General features: G+C 61.3%; 18 protein-coding genes. 7 read left to right on the forward strand and 11 right to left on the reverse strand.

Translation table 11 applies throughout. From position 1 onward, the window contains the following. Window positions 1–17 precede the first annotated feature (17 nt). The 3 genes from ABRA89_RS04010 to rsfS form a co-directional block, all read right to left on the reverse strand. A complete protein-coding gene (locus ABRA89_RS04010; protein WP_349940162.1) occupies window positions 18–1,811 on the reverse strand; it encodes a peptidoglycan DD-metalloendopeptidase family protein in 1,794 nt (597 codons plus the stop codon). Between the two features lie 201 nt (window positions 1,812–2,012). Beyond that, complete coding sequence (gene rlmH / locus ABRA89_RS04015) at window positions 2,013–2,495, reverse strand: 23S rRNA (pseudouridine(1915)-N(3))-methyltransferase RlmH (RefSeq protein ID WP_349940163.1); 483 nt, start codon at window positions 2,493–2,495, stop codon at window positions 2,013–2,015. Between the two features lie 118 nt (window positions 2,496–2,613). Beyond that, window positions 2,614–3,075, reverse strand: coding sequence for a ribosome silencing factor (gene rsfS / locus ABRA89_RS04020; protein ID WP_463671248.1), 462 nt, complete (start codon window positions 3,073–3,075; stop codon window positions 2,614–2,616). 498 nt (window positions 3,076–3,573) lie between these two features. On the opposite strand from rsfS, the gene ABRA89_RS04025 reads away from it, so the two are divergent. Both ABRA89_RS04025 and ABRA89_RS04030 read left to right on the forward strand, forming a co-directional pair. Further along, window positions 3,574–3,879 carry a hypothetical protein gene (locus ABRA89_RS04025; RefSeq protein WP_349940165.1) on the forward strand — a complete coding sequence of 102 codons (306 nt, stop codon included), beginning with the start codon at window positions 3,574–3,576 and terminating at the stop codon, window positions 3,877–3,879. A gap of 127 nt (window positions 3,880–4,006) precedes the next feature. Next, window positions 4,007–4,420 (forward strand): hypothetical protein, encoded by a 414-nt coding sequence (locus ABRA89_RS04030; RefSeq protein WP_349940166.1) that lies wholly within the window; start codon window positions 4,007–4,009, stop codon window positions 4,418–4,420. On the opposite strand, the gene ABRA89_RS04035 is transcribed toward ABRA89_RS04030, so the two are convergent. After that, on the reverse strand, window positions 4,401–5,075 hold the full coding sequence (locus ABRA89_RS04035) for a hypothetical protein (protein ID WP_349940167.1): 675 nt from the start codon (window positions 5,073–5,075) through the stop codon (window positions 4,401–4,403). The two genes, ABRA89_RS04030 and ABRA89_RS04035, sit on opposite strands and share 20 nt — an antisense overlap. A gap of 494 nt (window positions 5,076–5,569) precedes the next feature. Here ABRA89_RS04035 and cysG point away from each other — a divergent pair, with 494 nt between their 5' ends. Next, complete coding sequence (gene cysG / locus ABRA89_RS04040; RefSeq protein WP_349940314.1) at window positions 5,570–7,015, forward strand: siroheme synthase CysG; 1,446 nt, start codon at window positions 5,570–5,572, stop codon at window positions 7,013–7,015. Window positions 7,016–7,033: 18 nt separating this feature from the next. Here cysG and trhO read toward each other — a convergent pair whose 3' ends face one another. After that, window positions 7,034–7,933 (reverse strand): oxygen-dependent tRNA uridine(34) hydroxylase TrhO, encoded by a 900-nt coding sequence (gene trhO / locus ABRA89_RS04045; RefSeq protein WP_349940168.1) that lies wholly within the window; start codon window positions 7,931–7,933, stop codon window positions 7,034–7,036. 96 nt (window positions 7,934–8,029) lie between these two features. Here trhO and ABRA89_RS04050 point away from each other — a divergent pair, with 96 nt between their 5' ends. After that, window positions 8,030–9,466 carry a hypothetical protein gene (locus ABRA89_RS04050; RefSeq protein WP_349940169.1) on the forward strand — a complete coding sequence of 479 codons (1,437 nt, stop codon included), beginning with the start codon at window positions 8,030–8,032 and terminating at the stop codon, window positions 9,464–9,466. A gap of 49 nt (window positions 9,467–9,515) precedes the next feature. Here the strand turns inward: ABRA89_RS04050 and ABRA89_RS04055 are convergent, their stop codons facing one another. Then, window positions 9,516–10,001 carry a peroxiredoxin gene (locus ABRA89_RS04055; protein WP_349940170.1) on the reverse strand — a complete coding sequence of 162 codons (486 nt, stop codon included), beginning with the start codon at window positions 9,999–10,001 and terminating at the stop codon, window positions 9,516–9,518. Window positions 10,002–10,117: 116 nt separating this feature from the next. Then, window positions 10,118–11,056 (reverse strand): sugar kinase, encoded by a 939-nt coding sequence (locus ABRA89_RS04060; RefSeq protein WP_349940171.1) that lies wholly within the window; start codon window positions 11,054–11,056, stop codon window positions 10,118–10,120. Between the two features lie 201 nt (window positions 11,057–11,257). Between ABRA89_RS04060 and ABRA89_RS04065 the strand changes: the two genes are divergently transcribed. Both ABRA89_RS04065 and ABRA89_RS04070 read left to right on the forward strand, forming a co-directional pair. Next, window positions 11,258–11,497, forward strand: coding sequence for a type II toxin-antitoxin system Phd/YefM family antitoxin (locus ABRA89_RS04065; RefSeq protein WP_349940172.1), 240 nt, complete (start codon window positions 11,258–11,260; stop codon window positions 11,495–11,497). Continuing rightward, the gene (locus tag ABRA89_RS04070; RefSeq protein ID WP_349940173.1) at window positions 11,494–11,922 is read left to right on the forward strand and encodes a type II toxin-antitoxin system VapC family toxin; all 429 of its coding nucleotides are present in this window, start codon (window positions 11,494–11,496) and stop codon (window positions 11,920–11,922) included. The genes ABRA89_RS04065 and ABRA89_RS04070 overlap by 4 nt, the downstream gene beginning before the upstream one ends. A gap of 44 nt (window positions 11,923–11,966) precedes the next feature. Here the strand turns inward: ABRA89_RS04070 and guaA are convergent, their stop codons facing one another. Continuing rightward, complete coding sequence (gene guaA, locus ABRA89_RS04075; protein WP_349940174.1) at window positions 11,967–13,523, reverse strand: glutamine-hydrolyzing GMP synthase; 1,557 nt, start codon at window positions 13,521–13,523, stop codon at window positions 11,967–11,969. Between the two features lie 101 nt (window positions 13,524–13,624). Between guaA and ABRA89_RS04080 the strand changes: the two genes are divergently transcribed. Beyond that, window positions 13,625–14,287: a hypothetical protein gene (locus ABRA89_RS04080; protein WP_349940175.1), complete on the forward strand. Its 663-nt coding sequence runs from the start codon at window positions 13,625–13,627 to the stop codon at window positions 14,285–14,287. On the opposite strand, the gene ABRA89_RS04085 is transcribed toward ABRA89_RS04080, so the two are convergent. From ABRA89_RS04085 to ABRA89_RS04095, 3 genes are read right to left on the reverse strand one after another with little or no spacing between them, the layout of a single operon-like run. Next, window positions 14,270–14,935, reverse strand: coding sequence for a 5'-methylthioadenosine/S-adenosylhomocysteine nucleosidase (locus ABRA89_RS04085; protein WP_349940176.1), 666 nt, complete (start codon window positions 14,933–14,935; stop codon window positions 14,270–14,272). The two genes, ABRA89_RS04080 and ABRA89_RS04085, sit on opposite strands and share 18 nt — an antisense overlap. Continuing rightward, the gene (locus tag ABRA89_RS04090) at window positions 14,932–15,381 is read right to left on the reverse strand and encodes a TspO/MBR family protein (protein ID WP_349940177.1); all 450 of its coding nucleotides are present in this window, start codon (window positions 15,379–15,381) and stop codon (window positions 14,932–14,934) included. The genes ABRA89_RS04085 and ABRA89_RS04090 overlap by 4 nt, the downstream gene beginning before the upstream one ends. Further along, window positions 15,381–16,682, reverse strand: coding sequence for an RsmB/NOP family class I SAM-dependent RNA methyltransferase (locus ABRA89_RS04095; RefSeq protein WP_349940178.1), 1,302 nt, complete (start codon window positions 16,680–16,682; stop codon window positions 15,381–15,383). Before ABRA89_RS04095 ends, ABRA89_RS04090 begins: the two co-directional genes overlap by 1 nt. Window positions 16,683–16,768: the final 86 nt, after the last annotated feature.

Genomic DNA, 16,768 nt, shown 5'->3' on the forward strand with positions numbered 1-16,768 from the left:
CCGTCCTTCCCATGGCCTCAATCCGCCCACCATGCGGATGGATCGACCGGTCTTCCGTTTTTGCGGAACTCGACGTAAAGGGCGGGCCCCTCCGTTCCGAAATCCGTCGCGTTGACGCTCGCAAGGCGCCGTGAACCCATTGCGGCGATCGGCTCGCCTGCAGACACAAACTGGCCGGTCTCGACATCGATCCGATCCATGCCTGCGAGAACGACATGATATCCGTCGCCAGCGTCCAGGATCAAGACCTCACCATAAGACCGGAACGGCCCGGAATACAAGACTTTGGCGTCGGCAGGCGCGGTCACGACATCGCCGGAACGTGAGGCGTAGGATGCACCCGTCGTCTGGCGTCCAATGTCGTCGCGCTCGCCGAAACCGATGAGATTCCGCCCTGCAACGGGGCGAATCAAACGCCCCTTCATTGTCGAAAATGGGGCGGACGGCTCCAGGAAGCGAACGCTGCGGCGGAGGGCCTCGATATCGTAAGCATCTGTCTGCGTTTGGCTTTGCGGGCTTTCGTCAGGGTCGAGGCTTGCGATTTCGTAGGGCTCTTCGGTTGCGGCTACCGCAGAGAGGGCGTCGGTTACCCGAGGTCCCGTTTCCGCAACTTTGGTTTCAGCTATTCGCTGATTCTCCTCGGCGGCTTCGGTTTCGACGTCAGCGAATTTCTGTGCCTCTGTGGCTTTTGCGGCCTCTGCCAATCGCCGTGCTTCCGCCTCTCGCGCTAGTTGGGCAGCTTCGGCGGCGCGATTTGATTCGGCAAGCTTCAGGGCTTCCACTTCCGCGGCTTGCTTGTCCGCCTCCAGCTGAGCCAGCCTCTCGGCCTTGAGCCTTTCCTTACGCTCGGCGATCTCGCGTTCGCGCTCAACTCGCTCCGCTTCGCGCGCCTTCTCCGCCGCCTCGGCGCGCGCCTTCTCGGCAGCTTCCCGTTCGGCTTCCTCGACCAGACGCGCGGTCTTCACATCCTCGTCCAGCGAGGCGATCAGGCCCTTCAGATCTTCCGCTTTTCCTGCCAGCTCGTCGGCACGGCGTTTGGCCGCGTTTCGCCGCTCCAGATTTTCTTCCGCGAGCGATGCCTTCTTGGCGGCGAGGCGTTTCAGCCGCTCTTCCTCGCGGCGGTGGGCCGAGAGCTCGTCGCCGAAGCTGCGCATCCGGGCCGAAAGTTCGCTCTGAACCTCGTTGAGCTTTTCCAGATCGGCGAGAAGAACCCTGGTTTCGTCGCGCAGGCTGGGCACGACCGAGCCAAGAAGGATCGAACTGCGGACAGAGCCCAACGCATCCTCCGGCTTGACCAGCAAGGCCGGCGGGGGCTTGCGGCCGAGGCGCTGAAGCGCGGCGAGCACCTCCGCCAGAAGTCCGCGACGTTCGGCCAGTGAAGCCTTGAGCGCGCCCTCTTCGGAAGACAGATCTTCGATCTGCGCCTCAAGCTCGGTCAGCTTGGCGCTGGCCTCCTTCTGACGAAGCGCCGCATCGATCATCGCCTGACGGATTTCATCCCGGTCATTGCGGAGGGTTTCGATCTCCCTGTCGAGCCGTGAGAGCACCTCTTCGGTGACTTCGACATTGGACGAGATCGCGCTCAGTTCCTCAAGGGTCTGGAGACGCTGGCGTTCGAGAACGACCGATTTCGCCGGCTCGAGAGCAGCGGTCTGTATCGGGTCTTCTTTGCCGGTAGAGCCGGTTGCCAGACCAGCCTCAGCCCGGACGCTCGACGGCAGGAAGAACGGCAGCAGACAGACGAGCGCCAGCCCCGCCAGCCCGAACGAACGGGCGCGGCACGGCTCGCGAAATGTCGACCATCCCTTCAACCCGTTCCGTGCTCCCCTTCCCCGAGCCTGCAACCTGTTCAAGCATTTCGGCCTCGCTCGAGGCGTTCGCCGATCCTGCTCGAATTGAAACGATGAAAACTTAACAACGCATCAACCATGCGCCGACAATGACGCGCGGCTCGATTTGGCACAAAAATTGAGCCGCGTTGCGCGCGGGGCACGCAAGATTGAAGGGAGTGGTCAGGCGCGGTGATACGGATGGCCGGACAGGATAGTGACGGCCCGATAAAGCTGCTCGGCGAGAAGGATGCGGGCGATCTGGTGTGGAAATGTCAGCCGACCGAGCGAAAGGGCGAGGTCGGCGCTGCGACGCAATTCGGCCTCATGTCCGTCGGGACCTCCTATAACCAGCGTGCAGTCGCGGATACCGGCGTCGCGCCAGGCGGCCAGGGCCTCGGCGAATTCTTCCGAAGACAGCGTCTTGCCGCGCTCGTCGAGCGTGACGAGAACCGAACCATCGGTCGTAGCCGCCTTCAGCTTCGCAGCCTCTTCAGCCTTGCGGGCGTCCGCATCGTCCGCTCTGGACTCGGGAAATTCAGAGAGAGTACGCCAGTCGAGGCCGGTCTGTGGTCCGGCTTTCCTGAACCGATCGATATAGCGATCAAATAGCTCCTGCTCGGGGCCGCGCTTGAGGCGCCCGATCGCGGCGATCGATATCCGCATCAGCCGCACCGTCGCGGCTGGTGATCAAACATGCGGCACGCCACCATCCGCGCCCGCAAAAGATCATCGCGGGCACAAAATCCGGATTGAACGCACACCGCTGTTACAGATCGGTTCGTCAGTGAACCGTCGCTGCCGCAGCGTCTCCGCCGACCGTCCACATCTTTTCCAGATTGTAGAATTCGCGGACTTCCGGCCTGAAGATGTGGAAGATCACATCGCCGGTGTCGATCAGAACCCAGTCGCCATTCTGAAGGCCTTCGACCTTCGGCGTCTTCACACCGACAACCTTGAGGTCCTTGAGGAGATGATCCGCAAGAGCCCCGACATGACGATGCGACCGTCCCGAGACGATCACCATGTGATCGGCCAGCGCGGACTTGCCTCTCATGTCAATGGAAACGATGTTTTCGCCCTTGGAGTCTTCGAGGCTCCGCAGCGCGTGTTCTAGAACGGCCGGTCCGTCGGTTGTCTCGGCGGCGGGCGTTTCGGAAGCAGCCGGATAAAATCCGCTCTTCGCTTCAGCCATTGGTCTCAGCGTCGTTTTCCCTTTCTCGGAAGACCGTCGAGCCGAACGCATACACGCTTCGGCTAAGCCGGAAAGTGGCAGTATTTTGCGACAGTTTCAAGATGATGAGACCGTGGACCTCGCGGCGAAGTCCTGGATGGTGCGATATCGACATCAGGCACGTACGCGGTGGCGCAACATCCTTGCTGGGTCTGGTTGCCGATCGCGGAGAAGACAACGCCGGCGGCGACCGCACCAGCCGGAATTTCCGCTAGGACACAGAAAATTCCGCAGAGAAATGCCGCGGTGATATTGATTCTTCGAAGCAAAAACCGGCACCAACGACAGCGGCGTCACAAGCTGAGTGCGCAATAGCCGATTCAAAACGACACCCCTTATGTTCCAATATTGGACAATGCGCCAATTCGGGGCAAAAAATGGACTATTATCGCACACCGAGAAAAATGTGCCGAAAAATCGGCATCTTCATGGCAAGTGTCTGTTGCTATTTTGCGAAACTCCTCACATCCTTCCCTTGCGCTATTTAACAACAACGGAGGCGTCTTTTCCATGCGCAAGGTCCTGCTTAAGATGTCTTCCTTTGCGGCAGCTGTTTCCTTCTCGGCTATCGCAGAAGCCAAAACGTATAAGAAGCATGTCGATGAGCGTAGCAGTAAATGCTATCTGGTCGAATACATCCCCTCGACTTACAAATACAACACCCGCGGCAAACTCGTCTCTTCCGAGAGCACGAGTTGGACCGGAGACATTGCGGATGGCGCCATCGTCAAGCACACACGCAATCCGGCTGTTTATATGACTACGAGCAAGCGGATCGAACAAGACCATTACACGATGGTTAAGACACCCTGCTGAAAACGGCACCATTGCAGAGGGAGGGGAGCGATCGCTCCCCTCCCCTTCAACGTTGATGTTCGCACTTTTTATCACGAATCGATGATCGACGGCCCGTTTAGGCCCGTATACCGCTGGGGAGATTCCGATGCTTGCAGCTCTTGCATTCGCCGCCTCGTCGATGGCCATTCCGTTCGAAAGCGCTCCGGCGCCAGGATTGGACGCGGCACCGTCCGGCCGGTTTCAGAACTACGAAATGAGTTTTGAATTCGATGAACGACAAACGGGCTATCAGCTGAATGCCGTCGTTTTCGATCTGATCGCAGGTTCGCAGGAAAAGACGGCAGTCTCTTCGTGTCGAACCATCGACATCGACTCTTTCAGCGAAAGTGATTTCGGAACGCCCGTCCTTTGTAACGGCGTGACCTACGACTTCGACATACAGCGTGGCTCAATCGTCGCGGTCCCAATGGGCGGAGGCAAACCGGTCGAGGTCAAGCGGCTCTCGCCCGGCCGGGCGGTGGTCAACGGCATGCCGTTGCTTATAAAAGCAGATCGCTAGAAATCGGAAAAGACCGAAGCTCAGCAGCAAACGGCTTCTCGAAAGAGACTTCGCCGTCGATCCGAGACGTGGGTTTCAGCCGACGTGCGCCGCCCGGGACGGTGATTTTTTCTTCACGCTGACTGGTCCCGCGAGGATGCGTTTGCCAGCGCGGTACTGCGGCGTGGGATTGCCCGTCGAACAGCGGCCATTCGATTTCCAAGCTACTCGCAGCATCTTGAGGACTGGCAATTCCGATCTGCGACCTCGCCTCTTTTCCCCTGATTGTGGTCGCTCGATGATTGTCGTCGGGAGCGAGGGCTACCGCGCTTCCTATATTGGACATGGTCCGATCCGAGCGATCGGCACTATCGAAGCCCGGTGCCGTTAGGTCGTCACTGGCAGACGGCTCCTCAAGATTGCCCATGTCGATATAGCCTTCGTACTGAAGAGCACCGATCACATAAGGCGGCACATAATAGACGGCATTGGTCTCAGTGATCGGCCTTACGATGAGCTTTGGACCGGTTTCACAGGCTTCTGCTGTGGGAGCGCCTGCGGAGTTCAGGGTCACGTAACATTGTGTCTTGGGTGCCATGCAGCCGGACAGAGCACCCATCATAATGAATGCGGTGAGGGGAACGGCTTTCGAAAGCAGGCATGGAGTGATGGACATCGCGTGTCTCCGTGATGTCATCCTTCTCTCAATTTCATGGTTAACATTACGTAAAGTCGGCTCTAGGCCGTTAAGCTCCGATTAAGATACGCAATCGGGCTGGCAACACGATCTGAGATCGCCGGGCGAATGAATTGACCCCGCTGGCCAATTCTCTCCAGGCAGAGGCTCAGGCAGTGCTCGGGCCACCAGCGGATTTCTAGGAGCGATGCTTTCAAGTGTCCGCTGGTATGAGATCGTAGAAGCTCTGCGAAACACGGGCATTCAATGCGGGAGCGTACGTCCGGCCTTTTTGCTCAAGACACTTGGGATTTGAGCCAAACAGTCTATCCGATGGGCAGACTGGCGAAATTTGCGCCTAGCCGCTCCGGGCGATCGGTCTTATTCAGGAGATGATGCCATTGCCGCGATCGAGGACCTCGATGACCGAACAAAAGAGCGCGCCACAGGGCCTGACGGTCCATGACCGGACCGAATCCGAGCGGCCGGACCGGATGGGACCGCTCGCCGTTCTCCCGGTCTTCTACGATCTGAAGGGCAAGATCGTAGTCATGACGGGCGGTGGGGCCGGTGCGGCCTGGAAGGCCGAGCTCCTCGCGGCGTCGGGTGCGCAGGTCGACCTCTATGTACCATCCGACGAGATCGGCGACGAGATGGCCGAACTGATCACCTCGAAGATCGGCCGCGAGCGAATCCGCCACCACGACCGGCCCTGGGGCATCGACATCTTCGAGGGCGCGGCGATGGCCGTCGGCGATGTCGAGACAGGAGCGGAGGCGCAGGCCTTCCGCTGTGCCGCGAAGGCAGCCGGCGTGACGGTCAACCTCGTCGACAAACCGGCCTATTGCGACTTCAGCTTTGGCTCCATTGTCAATCGCTCGCCGCTCGTCGTCGGCATCTCGACGGCTGGCGCGGCGCCGATCCTCGGGCAGGCGGCGAGACGCCGGATCGAAACCCTGCTGCCGCCGAGCCTCCAGGATTGGGCGCAGGCAGCAGCGCGGATGCGCGACCGCGTGATCTCTCGCCTTTCTCCCGGCGCCGAACGTCGTTCCTTCTGGGAGCGTTTTTCGGATGCGGCCTTTAAAACCGCGGCGCCGCGCGACGAGACAGAACTGGACGAGTCGATCCGTACGATCGCCGCGAATCCTTCCAGGGTCGGCAAGGTGACCCTCGTCGGTGCCGGACCGGGCGAAGCCGAACTTCTGACGCTGAAGGCAGTGCGCGCGCTTCAGGCGGCCGACGTCATCCTGTTCGACGATCTCGTCTCCTCGGATATTCTCGAACTCGCGCGCCGGGAGGCCAAGCGCATGCTCGTCGGCAAGCGAGCTGCCCGTGAGAGCTGCAAGCAGGAAGACATAAACCGGATGATGGTCGAGTTCGCCGAGGCCGGCAAATCGGTCGTGCGGCTGAAATCCGGCGACGTCTCGATCTTCGGCCGAGCCGGCGAGGAACTGGCCGAACTGAAGCGCCGCAACATTCCCCACGCGATCGTGCCGGGGATCACTGCCGCTTCGGCGCTCGCCAGCACCTTCGGCATCTCGCTCACCCATCGCGACCACGCCCAGCAGCTGCGCTTCGTCACGGGCCATTCCAAGAAGGGCGGACTTCCGGACGACGTCGACTGGACAGCGCTGGCCGGCCCGCGCGCGACGACGATCTTCTATATGGGCGGTCGCATGTCCGGGAAGATCGCCGATCGGCTGATGCAGGAAGGCCTGCCGCCCGAGACGCCGGTTGCGGTCGCCGCCAATCTCAGCCGGGACGACGAGACCCGCGCTGTCGGGCGCATCGATCGGCTCGGCGAGATCGTTGAACGGATCGGCGTCGATCGGCCGATCCTCATCGGCGTCGGCAATGTCTTTTCGGAGGTCAGCGCGGACGCGATCGACCACGGACAGCCGGAAACTTCGGCGCCGGAAGCGCGATCGGCTGCTGGCTAAGGTCCGGCCAACGTTGCGCTAGTCAAGCGCTTTCGCGGCCAGATTCTGCTTGTGACGGGCACGAAGATCGCGCGCGCGCTCTTCCGTCAGCGTCTCGATACAGTGGGGACAGGAAACACCGGGCTCGTAGGCGTCGGACCTCGCCTCTTCCTTGGAAAGCGGCTCGCCGCAGGCATAACAGGCGGTCCATGATCCAGCTTCGAGACCGTGACCGATGGCGACGCGATCGTCGAAGACGTAGCACTCGCCGTTCCAGCGCGAATGCTCCGGTTCGACCTCTTCAAGATATTTCAGGATGCCGCCCTTGAGGTGGAAAACCTCCTCAAACCCTTGGGACAGCATGTAACTCGAGGCCTTCTCGCAGCGGATGCCGCCGGTACAGAACATCGCCACCTTACGGTGTTTGGCCGGATCGAGTTTGGTTTCGACATAGGCCTTGAACTCGGTGAAGCTATCGATGCCGGGATCGACCGCGCCCTCGAATGTGCCGACCTTGGTTTCGTAGCGGTTGCGGGTATCGACGAGCAGCACCTCAGCATCGCCGATCAGCGCGTTCCACTCGGCAGGTTTCACATAGGTGCCCGCCTTGACGGAAGGATCGGCTTCGGGCGCGCGCATGGTGATGATTTCGGGGCGAATACGCACCTTCATCCGCATGAACGGCCAGGCATCGGCACCGGAATGCTTCACTTCGCCCTTGGATATTCCGCATATCGCTTCGAGCCGGGCGAGAAGCGCCTGTATCCCATTCGCGGGCCCAGCCACGGTACCGTTGATGCCTTCGGATGCGATGAGAATCGTCCCGCGAAGCCCCTCGCCCCGGCAGAATTCGAGGAGAGTTGCTCGCAGGGCTTCGAGATCACCCAGATGGACGAACCGGTAGAAGGCGACGACGTTCAGCATCATGATCGGGCTCATAGCGCCGGCCCACGATCAGCGCAAACCAACTGACGTTGCAGCAGCTCGCTGGATGTGCCCGCACTGTTTTGCTTCCCCCGTCGAATGGTCCGCGCTATGTCGACCGTAAAACCGCAGATACATCCTGAAAGACCTCCCATCGCAGTCCCCAACCGCATTCTCGGGGTGACGCTTCTCGTCACGGCCCTCTCGACCATCCTTCGCGACTGGTTCGCCGTTCCGGGCAGCGCGATCGTGGCGGCGCTTGGCGTAATCGTCTTTCTAGCCATCGCATTCCCCGTGGCGACATGGTCGCGCCGCATGTTTGTTGCCATCGGTCTGGTCCTTGCAGTGATCGCCTTCGCGACACGCGCCGAATGGTATGGGCTTGTCTTCGACGCGCTCGGACAAGGCGCTTTCATCGCGACATTCTTCGTGGCTCTCGCGACACTGCGGGCGCCAGCCGGAATCTCTCCCGCCATCATCCGGTGCGGCGAGTTTCTGGCGAGCCAGCCGCCCGGAAAGCGCTATCTCGCGCTTACCAGCGGTGGTCACCTTTTCGCGCTAGTCCTCAACTATGGTGCGATCCAGCTGCTCGGCGGGTTGACGGAGAGCATTGCCGGACGGGAGCCGAACGAAGAACTGCGCGAAATCCGCAACAAGCGCATGCTTCTGGCCGTCCAGCGCGGCTTCTGCGCCTCTCTCCTCTGGTCGCCTCTGGCCTTTGCGATGGCCATCACGACGTCGATCATTCCCGGCGCGAGCTGGTCGTCAGCGGTCGGTTTCGCGATCGTGAATTCGATGATTTTCACCGCCATTGGTTGGGCGCTCGATACCATCGTGAAACCAAAATATTCGGGCCCGCGCCCGGAGCCGCTGAAATCGGGCGGCACGATCCGCGATTTGAAACCGCTTTTCCTGCTTCTCTCCGTGATCTTTCTCGGCGTTGGCGTTCTGGAGCTTGCGACCGGGTTGCGGGTCGTAGCGGTCGTCATGCTCTTTATTCCGCTGGTCGCGCTCGGCTGGCTCATCATTGAGGCGCAGAGAGAAGCTGAGCCTGGAAAAACAGTGCGATCCCACATCCAAAGCTTCGCCCTGAAGGAAATTCCATCCTATCGCTCGGAGGTGGTGCTTCTGATAATGGCCGGGTTCATCGGCTCGCTCGGCGCGGCGCTTGCGGTTCCGGTGCTTCGGCACTCCGGCCTCGATCTCTCAGCGCTGCCGGCATGGATGATCGTCGTGGCGCCGGTCTGGCTCATTCCGCTTTTCGGTCAGTTCGGGATGAACCCGATCCTATCGGTGTCGCTCTTTGCGCCAATCCTGCCGAGCCCGGACGTGATCGGCGTCGCACCGGAAGCGATCGTCTGCGCGATCACCGCCGGCTGGGCGCTGGCCGGTGCCACGTCGCCCTTCACGGCGACGACGATGCTGATCGGCCGCTTGGGCCACACGACGGCGTTCCGCGTCGGCGCCTACTGGAACCGCACCTTCTTTCTCGTGGCAGCAATGGTGTTGAGCGGAACCAGTCTGCTCATCGCGGCAATCGGCAGCTGAATTGAAAATCGGCGGGCCATATGAGACCCGCCGATGTAAAAGGTACGCCTCAGAGCTGGGCCAGAATTTCGCGCGCGGAGGTCTTCTCGGCTTCACCCGGTGAGTCCTCGATCGCCAGCGAAGAGACAACGCCATCCTTCACGATCATCGAGAAACGCTTGGACCGCGTCCCGAGCCCGGCGGCGGACAGATCGATGTCGAGGCCGGCAGCGCGGATGAATTCGCCGTTTCCATCCGACAGGAAAAGGATCTTGCCGGAGGCGTCCTTCGTGTCTTCCCAAGCCGCCATGACGAAGGGATCGTTCACCGAGACGACGGCGATTTCGTCGACGCCTTTCGCACGGATTTCCTCGTTTTCGTCGAGAAAGCCCGGCAGATGGTTCATGGAACAGGTCGGCGTGAAGGCGCCAGGGACGCCGAACAGAACCACGGTCTTGCCCTTGAAGACGTCGTCGACCGAAAGGTCGTTCATGCCCTCTGCGGTCTTGGTTCGGAATGTCGCGTTGGGCAGCGGATCGCCAACGGCTATGGTCATGGTTTTCCCCTCATCTTTAATGTCGGATCGAGCCGGTTGAATCCGGGCGTTCGGTCGTATCGACCAAGGTAGTGGAAACCGGCCGGGCGGCGAGTCTTCCGGTGCGGCCGATTGCTCTAACCGCGCTTCGTGTTCCAGCGGCCCGATGGATCGGCGAACTCGGCGAGAGCGCCGTGGACGCCGACCACCTTGGCCGCCGTGTCGCGGCCGACCTCGACCGCTTCCCGCGCGGTGGCACCCTTAAGGCGCGCGCAGAGATAGGCGCCGTTGAAGGAGTCGCCAGCCCCCGTCGCATCGACGGGCTGTATGTCTGGCAGTGCCTCGACCATTCCTTCCTCGTCTTCAGAACGAAACGCGATGGTATGGGCGCCGTTCTTAACGGCAATCTCGGCGACACCAACCGACCGGTAGCGCTCGATCGTCGTCTGCGGATCGGCATCACCGAACACCGCCGTCTCGTCATCGAAACTCGGAAGAACGATCGTCACAGCCTCGGCAAGCCGCATGACGCTCTGCCGCGCCTCTTCAAGGCCGGCCCAGAGCGAGGGGCGGATATTGGGATCGAAGGCGACCGTCTTGCCCGCCGCCTTGGCTTCGGCGCAAAGATCGACCAGCAGCGCGCGCCCCGCCGCTGGCAGGATCGCGAGCGTAATGCCCGAAAGATAGATACAATCGGCAGCCGAAATCGCCTCTCTCAGCGCGTTCTCGTCATCGGCAAGCTGCCGCGCGGCGGAGGTATCGCGCCAATAAGTGAAGCGACGGTCGCCGTCCTTCTGCTCAATGAGATAGAGCCCCGGCCGCTTGCCGGGAATCCGGCGGATCGCGCAGGTTCCGATGCCATTCGCATTCAGGAAGTCCGCAATCCGATCCGAAAAGCCATCGTCGCCGAGGGCGGTGAAATAGGAGACCTCGTCGCGCTCCGGATCGAGCCCGGCGCGCACATACCAGAGCGTGTTCAGCGTATCGCCCGCAAATCCAAGCCGCCAAGCCTCGTCCCGCGCCTGCCCGCCACCGGACATCTCGATCATCACTTCGCCGATGGAGAGAAAACGCATGGGTCGTATCCAATACAAAAAAGATAGCTTCTCTCGTACCGAGATCGCGCTGCCCTGCACAGAGCACTCAGGCCATCTTAGCCGACTGAGAAACACCGATCGCCGTACAGGTTTCGAACGCCAAAATCCAAGCCTTCTTTGAAAAGTAGTCTGCCCATGGCCATAGTGATATATGACTAGAAATGTAGTCGGGAGGCGCGTGTGAGCACGGTCAATTTGGCGGACGCTAAGGCTCGTTTGAGTGAACTATTGGATCGCGTCGAAGCCGGAGAGACGATCGATATCACGCGGCGAGGTAAACCCGTTGCTCGCCTGATTGCAGCGGCCAAACCACGCAATAAGATCGATGCAGCACGCTTAGCGGCCGTTACCGATGGCATGATGCCCCAGCAAAATTCAGCCGATCTTGTGCGATCGATGCGAGACGACGAGCGCTATTGACGATCTATCTCGATACCTCGCTCGTCGTAGCGTCGCTCAGCCGGGAACCGATGACGCATCGGGTGCAGGCCTGGCTATCTGAGCAGGATCCGAATGTCCTAGCGATCAGCGACTGGTCGATAACCGAGTTCTCATCCGCCTTGTCGATCAAGGTTCGAACTGACCAGATCACGCTGGAACAGCGTGCTCTTGCTCAATCGACATTCCAGGCCTTGTTGGAAGAGAGTTTTACCGTGCTTCCGATCACCGGCCTGCACTTTCGGACAGCGGCGAAATTCACGGACAACCACCAGACGGGACTGCGCGCCGGTGACGCCCTTCATCTCGCCATTGCCGCAGAGCACGGGGCCATCCTGCTTACCTTGGACAAGCGATTGGCGGACGCGGGAAATGCGCTTGGAGTTCCCACACAGCTTCTAACCTGAACTTGGAAGCTCGCTGAGATTGGCGCCGGCCTGCCTGAACGCGCTCACTCCCACTCGATCGTTCCCGGCGGCTTCGACGTCACGTCGTAGACCACGCGGTTGATACCCTTCACCTCGTTGATGATACGGGTCGCGGCGTTGCCGAGGAATTCCATGTCGAAGTGGTAGAAATCCGCCGTCATACCGTCGACAGATGTGACGGCCCGGAGCGCGCAGACGAACTCGTAGGTGCGCCCGTCGCCCATCACGCCGACCGTCTGGACCGGTAGCAGCACGGCGAAGGCCTGCCAGATCGCGTCGTAAAGGCCGGCCTTGCGGATTTCGTCGAGATAGATCGCGTCGGCTTCGCGCAGGATGCGCAGCTTGTCGCGCGTGATGCCGCCAGGACAACGGATTGCGAGCCCTGGCCCTGGAAAGGGTTGACGGCCGACGAAGCTCTCGGGAAGTCCGAGTTCCTTGCCGAGAACGCGGACCTCGTCCTTGAAGAGTTCGCGCAGTGGCTCGACGAGCTGCATGTTCATGCGCTCGGGCAGCCCGCCCACATTGTGGTGCGACTTGATCGTCACCGACGGACCGCCGGTGAAGGATACGCTCTCGATCACATCCGGATAGAGCGTTCCCTGGGCGAGGAAATCGGCGCCGCCGAGCTTCTTGGCCTCGGTCTCGAAAGTCTCGATGAAGAGCCGGCCGATCGTCTTGCGCTTCACCTCCGGGTCCATCTCTCCCTCGAGAGCGTCGACGAAGGTGTCCTCGGCCTGAACGTGGACAAGCGGAATGTTGTAGTGATCGCGGAACATCGAGACCACTTCCTCGGCCTCGTTCATGCGCAGAAGGCCGTGGTCTACGAAGATGCAGGTGAGCTGATCGCCGATCGCCTCGTGGATCAGCACGGCCGCGACCGAGGAGTCGACGCCGCCCGAAAGGCCGCAGATCACCTTGCCGTCGCCGACTTTTTCGCGGATTTCCGATATCGCCTTTTCGCGGAAGGCAGCCATCGTCCAGTCGCCCTTCAGCCCTGCGACCTTATGGACGAAATTGGCGATCAGATGCGCGCCATCGGTCGTGTGGACGACTTCCGGATGGAACATGAGCCCATACATCTTGCGCTCTTCGTTACCGAAGACCGCATAAGGCGCGCCGGGCGACTTGGCGAAGATCTCGAAGCCTGGCGGCATCTCTATGACGCGGTCGCCATGGCTCATCCACACCTGATGGCGCGTGCCGGCCGGCCAGAGATCCTTGAAGAGCGCGCAGTCCTTCTCGATGTTGAGAAAGGCTCGGCCATATTCGCGGTGGTCGGACGGCTCGGCCTTGCCACCCATCTGCACGCACATCGTCATCTGGCCGTAGCAGATGCCGAGCACCGGCAGGCCGGAATCGAAGATCACCTGCGGCGCCTTCGGCGAGTCGATATCGCCCGTCGATGCGGGCGAGCCCGACAGGATGACCGCCTTCGGCTTCAGCCGATGGAAGCTTTCCTCGGCCGATTGAAAAGGCACGATTTCGGAATAGACTCCCGCTTCACGCACACGGCGAGCGATCAACTGTGTGACCTGAGAGCCAAAATCGACGATAAGGACGGTATCGGGGAGCGCTGTCATGGATCATGCCATAGTGTTTCCACGAATGCGGTGCAACACGCGCGAGATCGCCCGGCGTCACGCCGGTGGAAAATCGTAAATCTGCTGGGGAATTTCCGCTTTTGTCGTCGCGTCTTACCGCCACTCTCGCGCTTTCCGCGCTTCTGCCGTTCGTCCTCGCCGGCTGCGAGACCGGCGGCACAGGCGAGGTGCTGAAGGACGCTGCCACCTCGATCCAGGGTGCCTCGGCACCCGAGCAATTCCAGTACACCTCGGCGAGTCAGACGAAATACAACCCGTTCACCGTCGATATCTGGAGCCAACCCGGTGCCGGTGCGGGTCCGCAGAAATCCTTCGTACGCGTCGCGTCGCCCGGAATTTCCATTGGCTCCCCGCAGCACGAGGCCGTGGCCCGCGCCGTTGTGGTCGAGGTCGCGAGCGAGCGTCTCTGCCAGCAAGGCACCTCGCCACAATTCCAGCAGCAATACGGCCACGACGTCTACCTGAACGAGCGCGTCCAGAAATGGGGAGCCATCGTCTATTGCGACACGGCTCCGGCTTTCCCGCAGACGTCAGCTCCGGCCGTCGCAGGCGCGATGCCGCCTGCACCAAACCAGAGCCAGAGCGCCTATAGCGGCAATGCTGTCAGTGGGCCGCAGGGCCAGATGTCGTCGGCCCCCATGCCGCCGGCCCCGGTAAATACGGCTCAGGACACGATCACCCCGCTGCCGGAGACGAACTCTCCTCTACCGCTCTCGATGATGAGTTCAGACAACTTCCAGTAAGGACGCCAGCCGGCCGGATTCGATTTCTGCTTCCAGCCGGTGCACGGCGTGGGCAAGCTTCTCGTCGATGACGTGAAGCAGCACGGTCCAGTCGTCGAAATGATGCAGATCGGCGGCGCCGTCCGAGACGCCGCGAAGTCCGATTAGGGGCACACCGTAGCGCTGGCATGCGCGTAGAACGGCAAAGGTCTCCATGTCCACGAGGTCGGCGTCGATTTCATCATAGGCCGCGCCCGAGACGATATCGCTGCCGGTTGAAAGGCGCGCCGACGGGAAAGCCGGTATTGGCGTCGGCATATCCGTATGGACCGGATGATCGAGGAAGGGCGTCACGCCCTTGGTGAAGCCGAGCGGCGAGGCATCGATATCGCGCCAGGCGACCGACGATACCTGATAGATTTCGCCCTGTTCCAGAACCCGCGAGCCCGCCGAGCCGAGTGAGACGACAAGCTTCGGCAGCCGGTTCTCCGCCCGCAGCCGCTCCAGAGCGATGCCGGTTCCGAGCGCGGATTCAATCGGGCCGACGCCTGTCATCAGCGGCGCGATCCGCTTCTTCAGATGCTCGCCATATTCGGCATCCGCCGCCATTACGAAGAGAACCGGGAACCCGGCAAGGTCGGTCAGAGGCACGACGTCGTCGGTCGTCATGAATTCATCCACCAGAGCGTTGCGTTGAGAAGTGTCGCATAGCCGGTCCAAAGCGCGTAAGGCAGAAACAGTAAGCCTGCGACCCGCTCGTCTCTCCAAGCCTGAACGATAAAGAGAACGATGAAAGCGTCGAGCGCGAGGATGATGCCGAGCGCAACAAGCAGTTGCTGCGCCGAGAAGAAGACCGGTGGCCAGACGAAATTCAGGAAAAGCTGGGTCCACCAGAGGCTTTGCAGCCGCTTATCCCCAGCACGCCAGACCCGCCAGCCGGAAAAACCGATGAGGACATAGAGCGTCGTCCAGACGGGTCCGAACACCCAGTCGGGCGGGTTGAAGATTGGCTTTTCAAGGGACGCGTACCAGCCGCCCGTCTCGACGGCGAGCCCGATCAGGCCGCCGCCGCCGAGAGAGATAAGGACGAAGAGCGGAAGCGCGAGGCGCACCATCAGGGCTGTTTTCTCATGGCGCAGACGAAGAAGCCGTCGGTGCCGGTCGTGGCCGGTGTCATCATCAGTGCGATCCCATCGGCGATAGACACATGGTGAATCCGATCGGTTTGATCTTCAGGCACCAGTTTATTCCAGACTTCGCCGAGATCGCCCACTGTGAAGCCTTCTGCACGAGCGAGAAAAGCCGTGATCCGCTCGCCGTTCTCATCGGGCAAAACCGAACAGGTGACATAGACCAGTCGTCCACCCGGCTTCACGAAACGCGCTGCCTGATCGAGTACCGCGTCCTGTTCGGCCATCCGCTTTTCCAGCGCACCCTCGGACAGACGCCATTTTGCATCCGGGCGCCGCCGCCATGTGCCGGTTCCGGTGCAGGGCGCATCGACGAAGACGATATCCATCGCGCTTTCAAGTGCGGAGAGATCGTCGCGCGGATCATGAACCTGCACATTCCGCACGCCGGCGCGCTTCAGCCGGTCGTAGATTGGCGCGAGACGCTGACGGTCGCCGTCATAAGCGTGGATCTGGCCAGTGTTTTCCATCGCAGCGGCGAGCGCGAGGGTCTTGCCGCCGGCCCCGGCGCAAAGATCCAGCACCTGGCTACCCGGCTCGGCACCTGAAAGGGCAGCGGCGAGCTGCGAGCCCTCGTCCTGAACTTCGAACCAACCCTTCTGGAAGCCGGCTTCCACCTGAACATTCGGATGTCGGCCATCGCCCGCAATCGGCGCAATTCGGATACCGGTCAGCGAGAGATCGGAAGCCTCCGCCGCGAACGGCTTCAGCGCATCGAGCGCCTTCGCCCTGTCGGCCTTCAGCGTGTTGGCGCGCAGATCGAGCGGCGGACGATCGGACAGCGCGGCGGCTTCCGCGACCCAATTTGCACCGAAGAGCGCTTCGAATTTCTGCGCCAGCCAATCCGGCACGTCAGCGGCAACGGCGCCCGGCGCATCGGAGGCATCGTTTGAGAGAAAACGCGCCATGACATTTTCATCCGGCAGGTCCGGCGCAAACTTGTCACCCTCGAGAGACGCGCTCAGCCCGGCGGCATCGAGATCAAGACTTTCGAGGAGTGCCGCCACCGCGATGCCGCGCGGCGTATCCTCGCCCATCCGGTAGCCATAGGAACGTTTCCGCCGAAGCGCATCGTAGACGAGATTGCCGATCGCCGAACGGTCCTTCGAGCCGGCGAAGCGATGGCTGACGCCCCAGTCCTTCAGGGCCTGCGCGACCGGCCGATGGCGCACCTCGATATCGGTCAGAATGTCGATGGCTGCCGAAAGTCGTCCGCCAAGCCGCATGGGATGCCCCGTTTCACGCTGCGCTAATGGTCCGGCAAATGAGCCGGTATCGGCGTGACGTGACGGGCTTGTGCGGGAAGGTCAAG

The sequence above is a fragment of the Fulvimarina thalattae genome (genome assembly GCF_040239565.1).
Lineage (GTDB): Bacteria > Pseudomonadota > Alphaproteobacteria > Rhizobiales > Rhizobiaceae > Fulvimarina.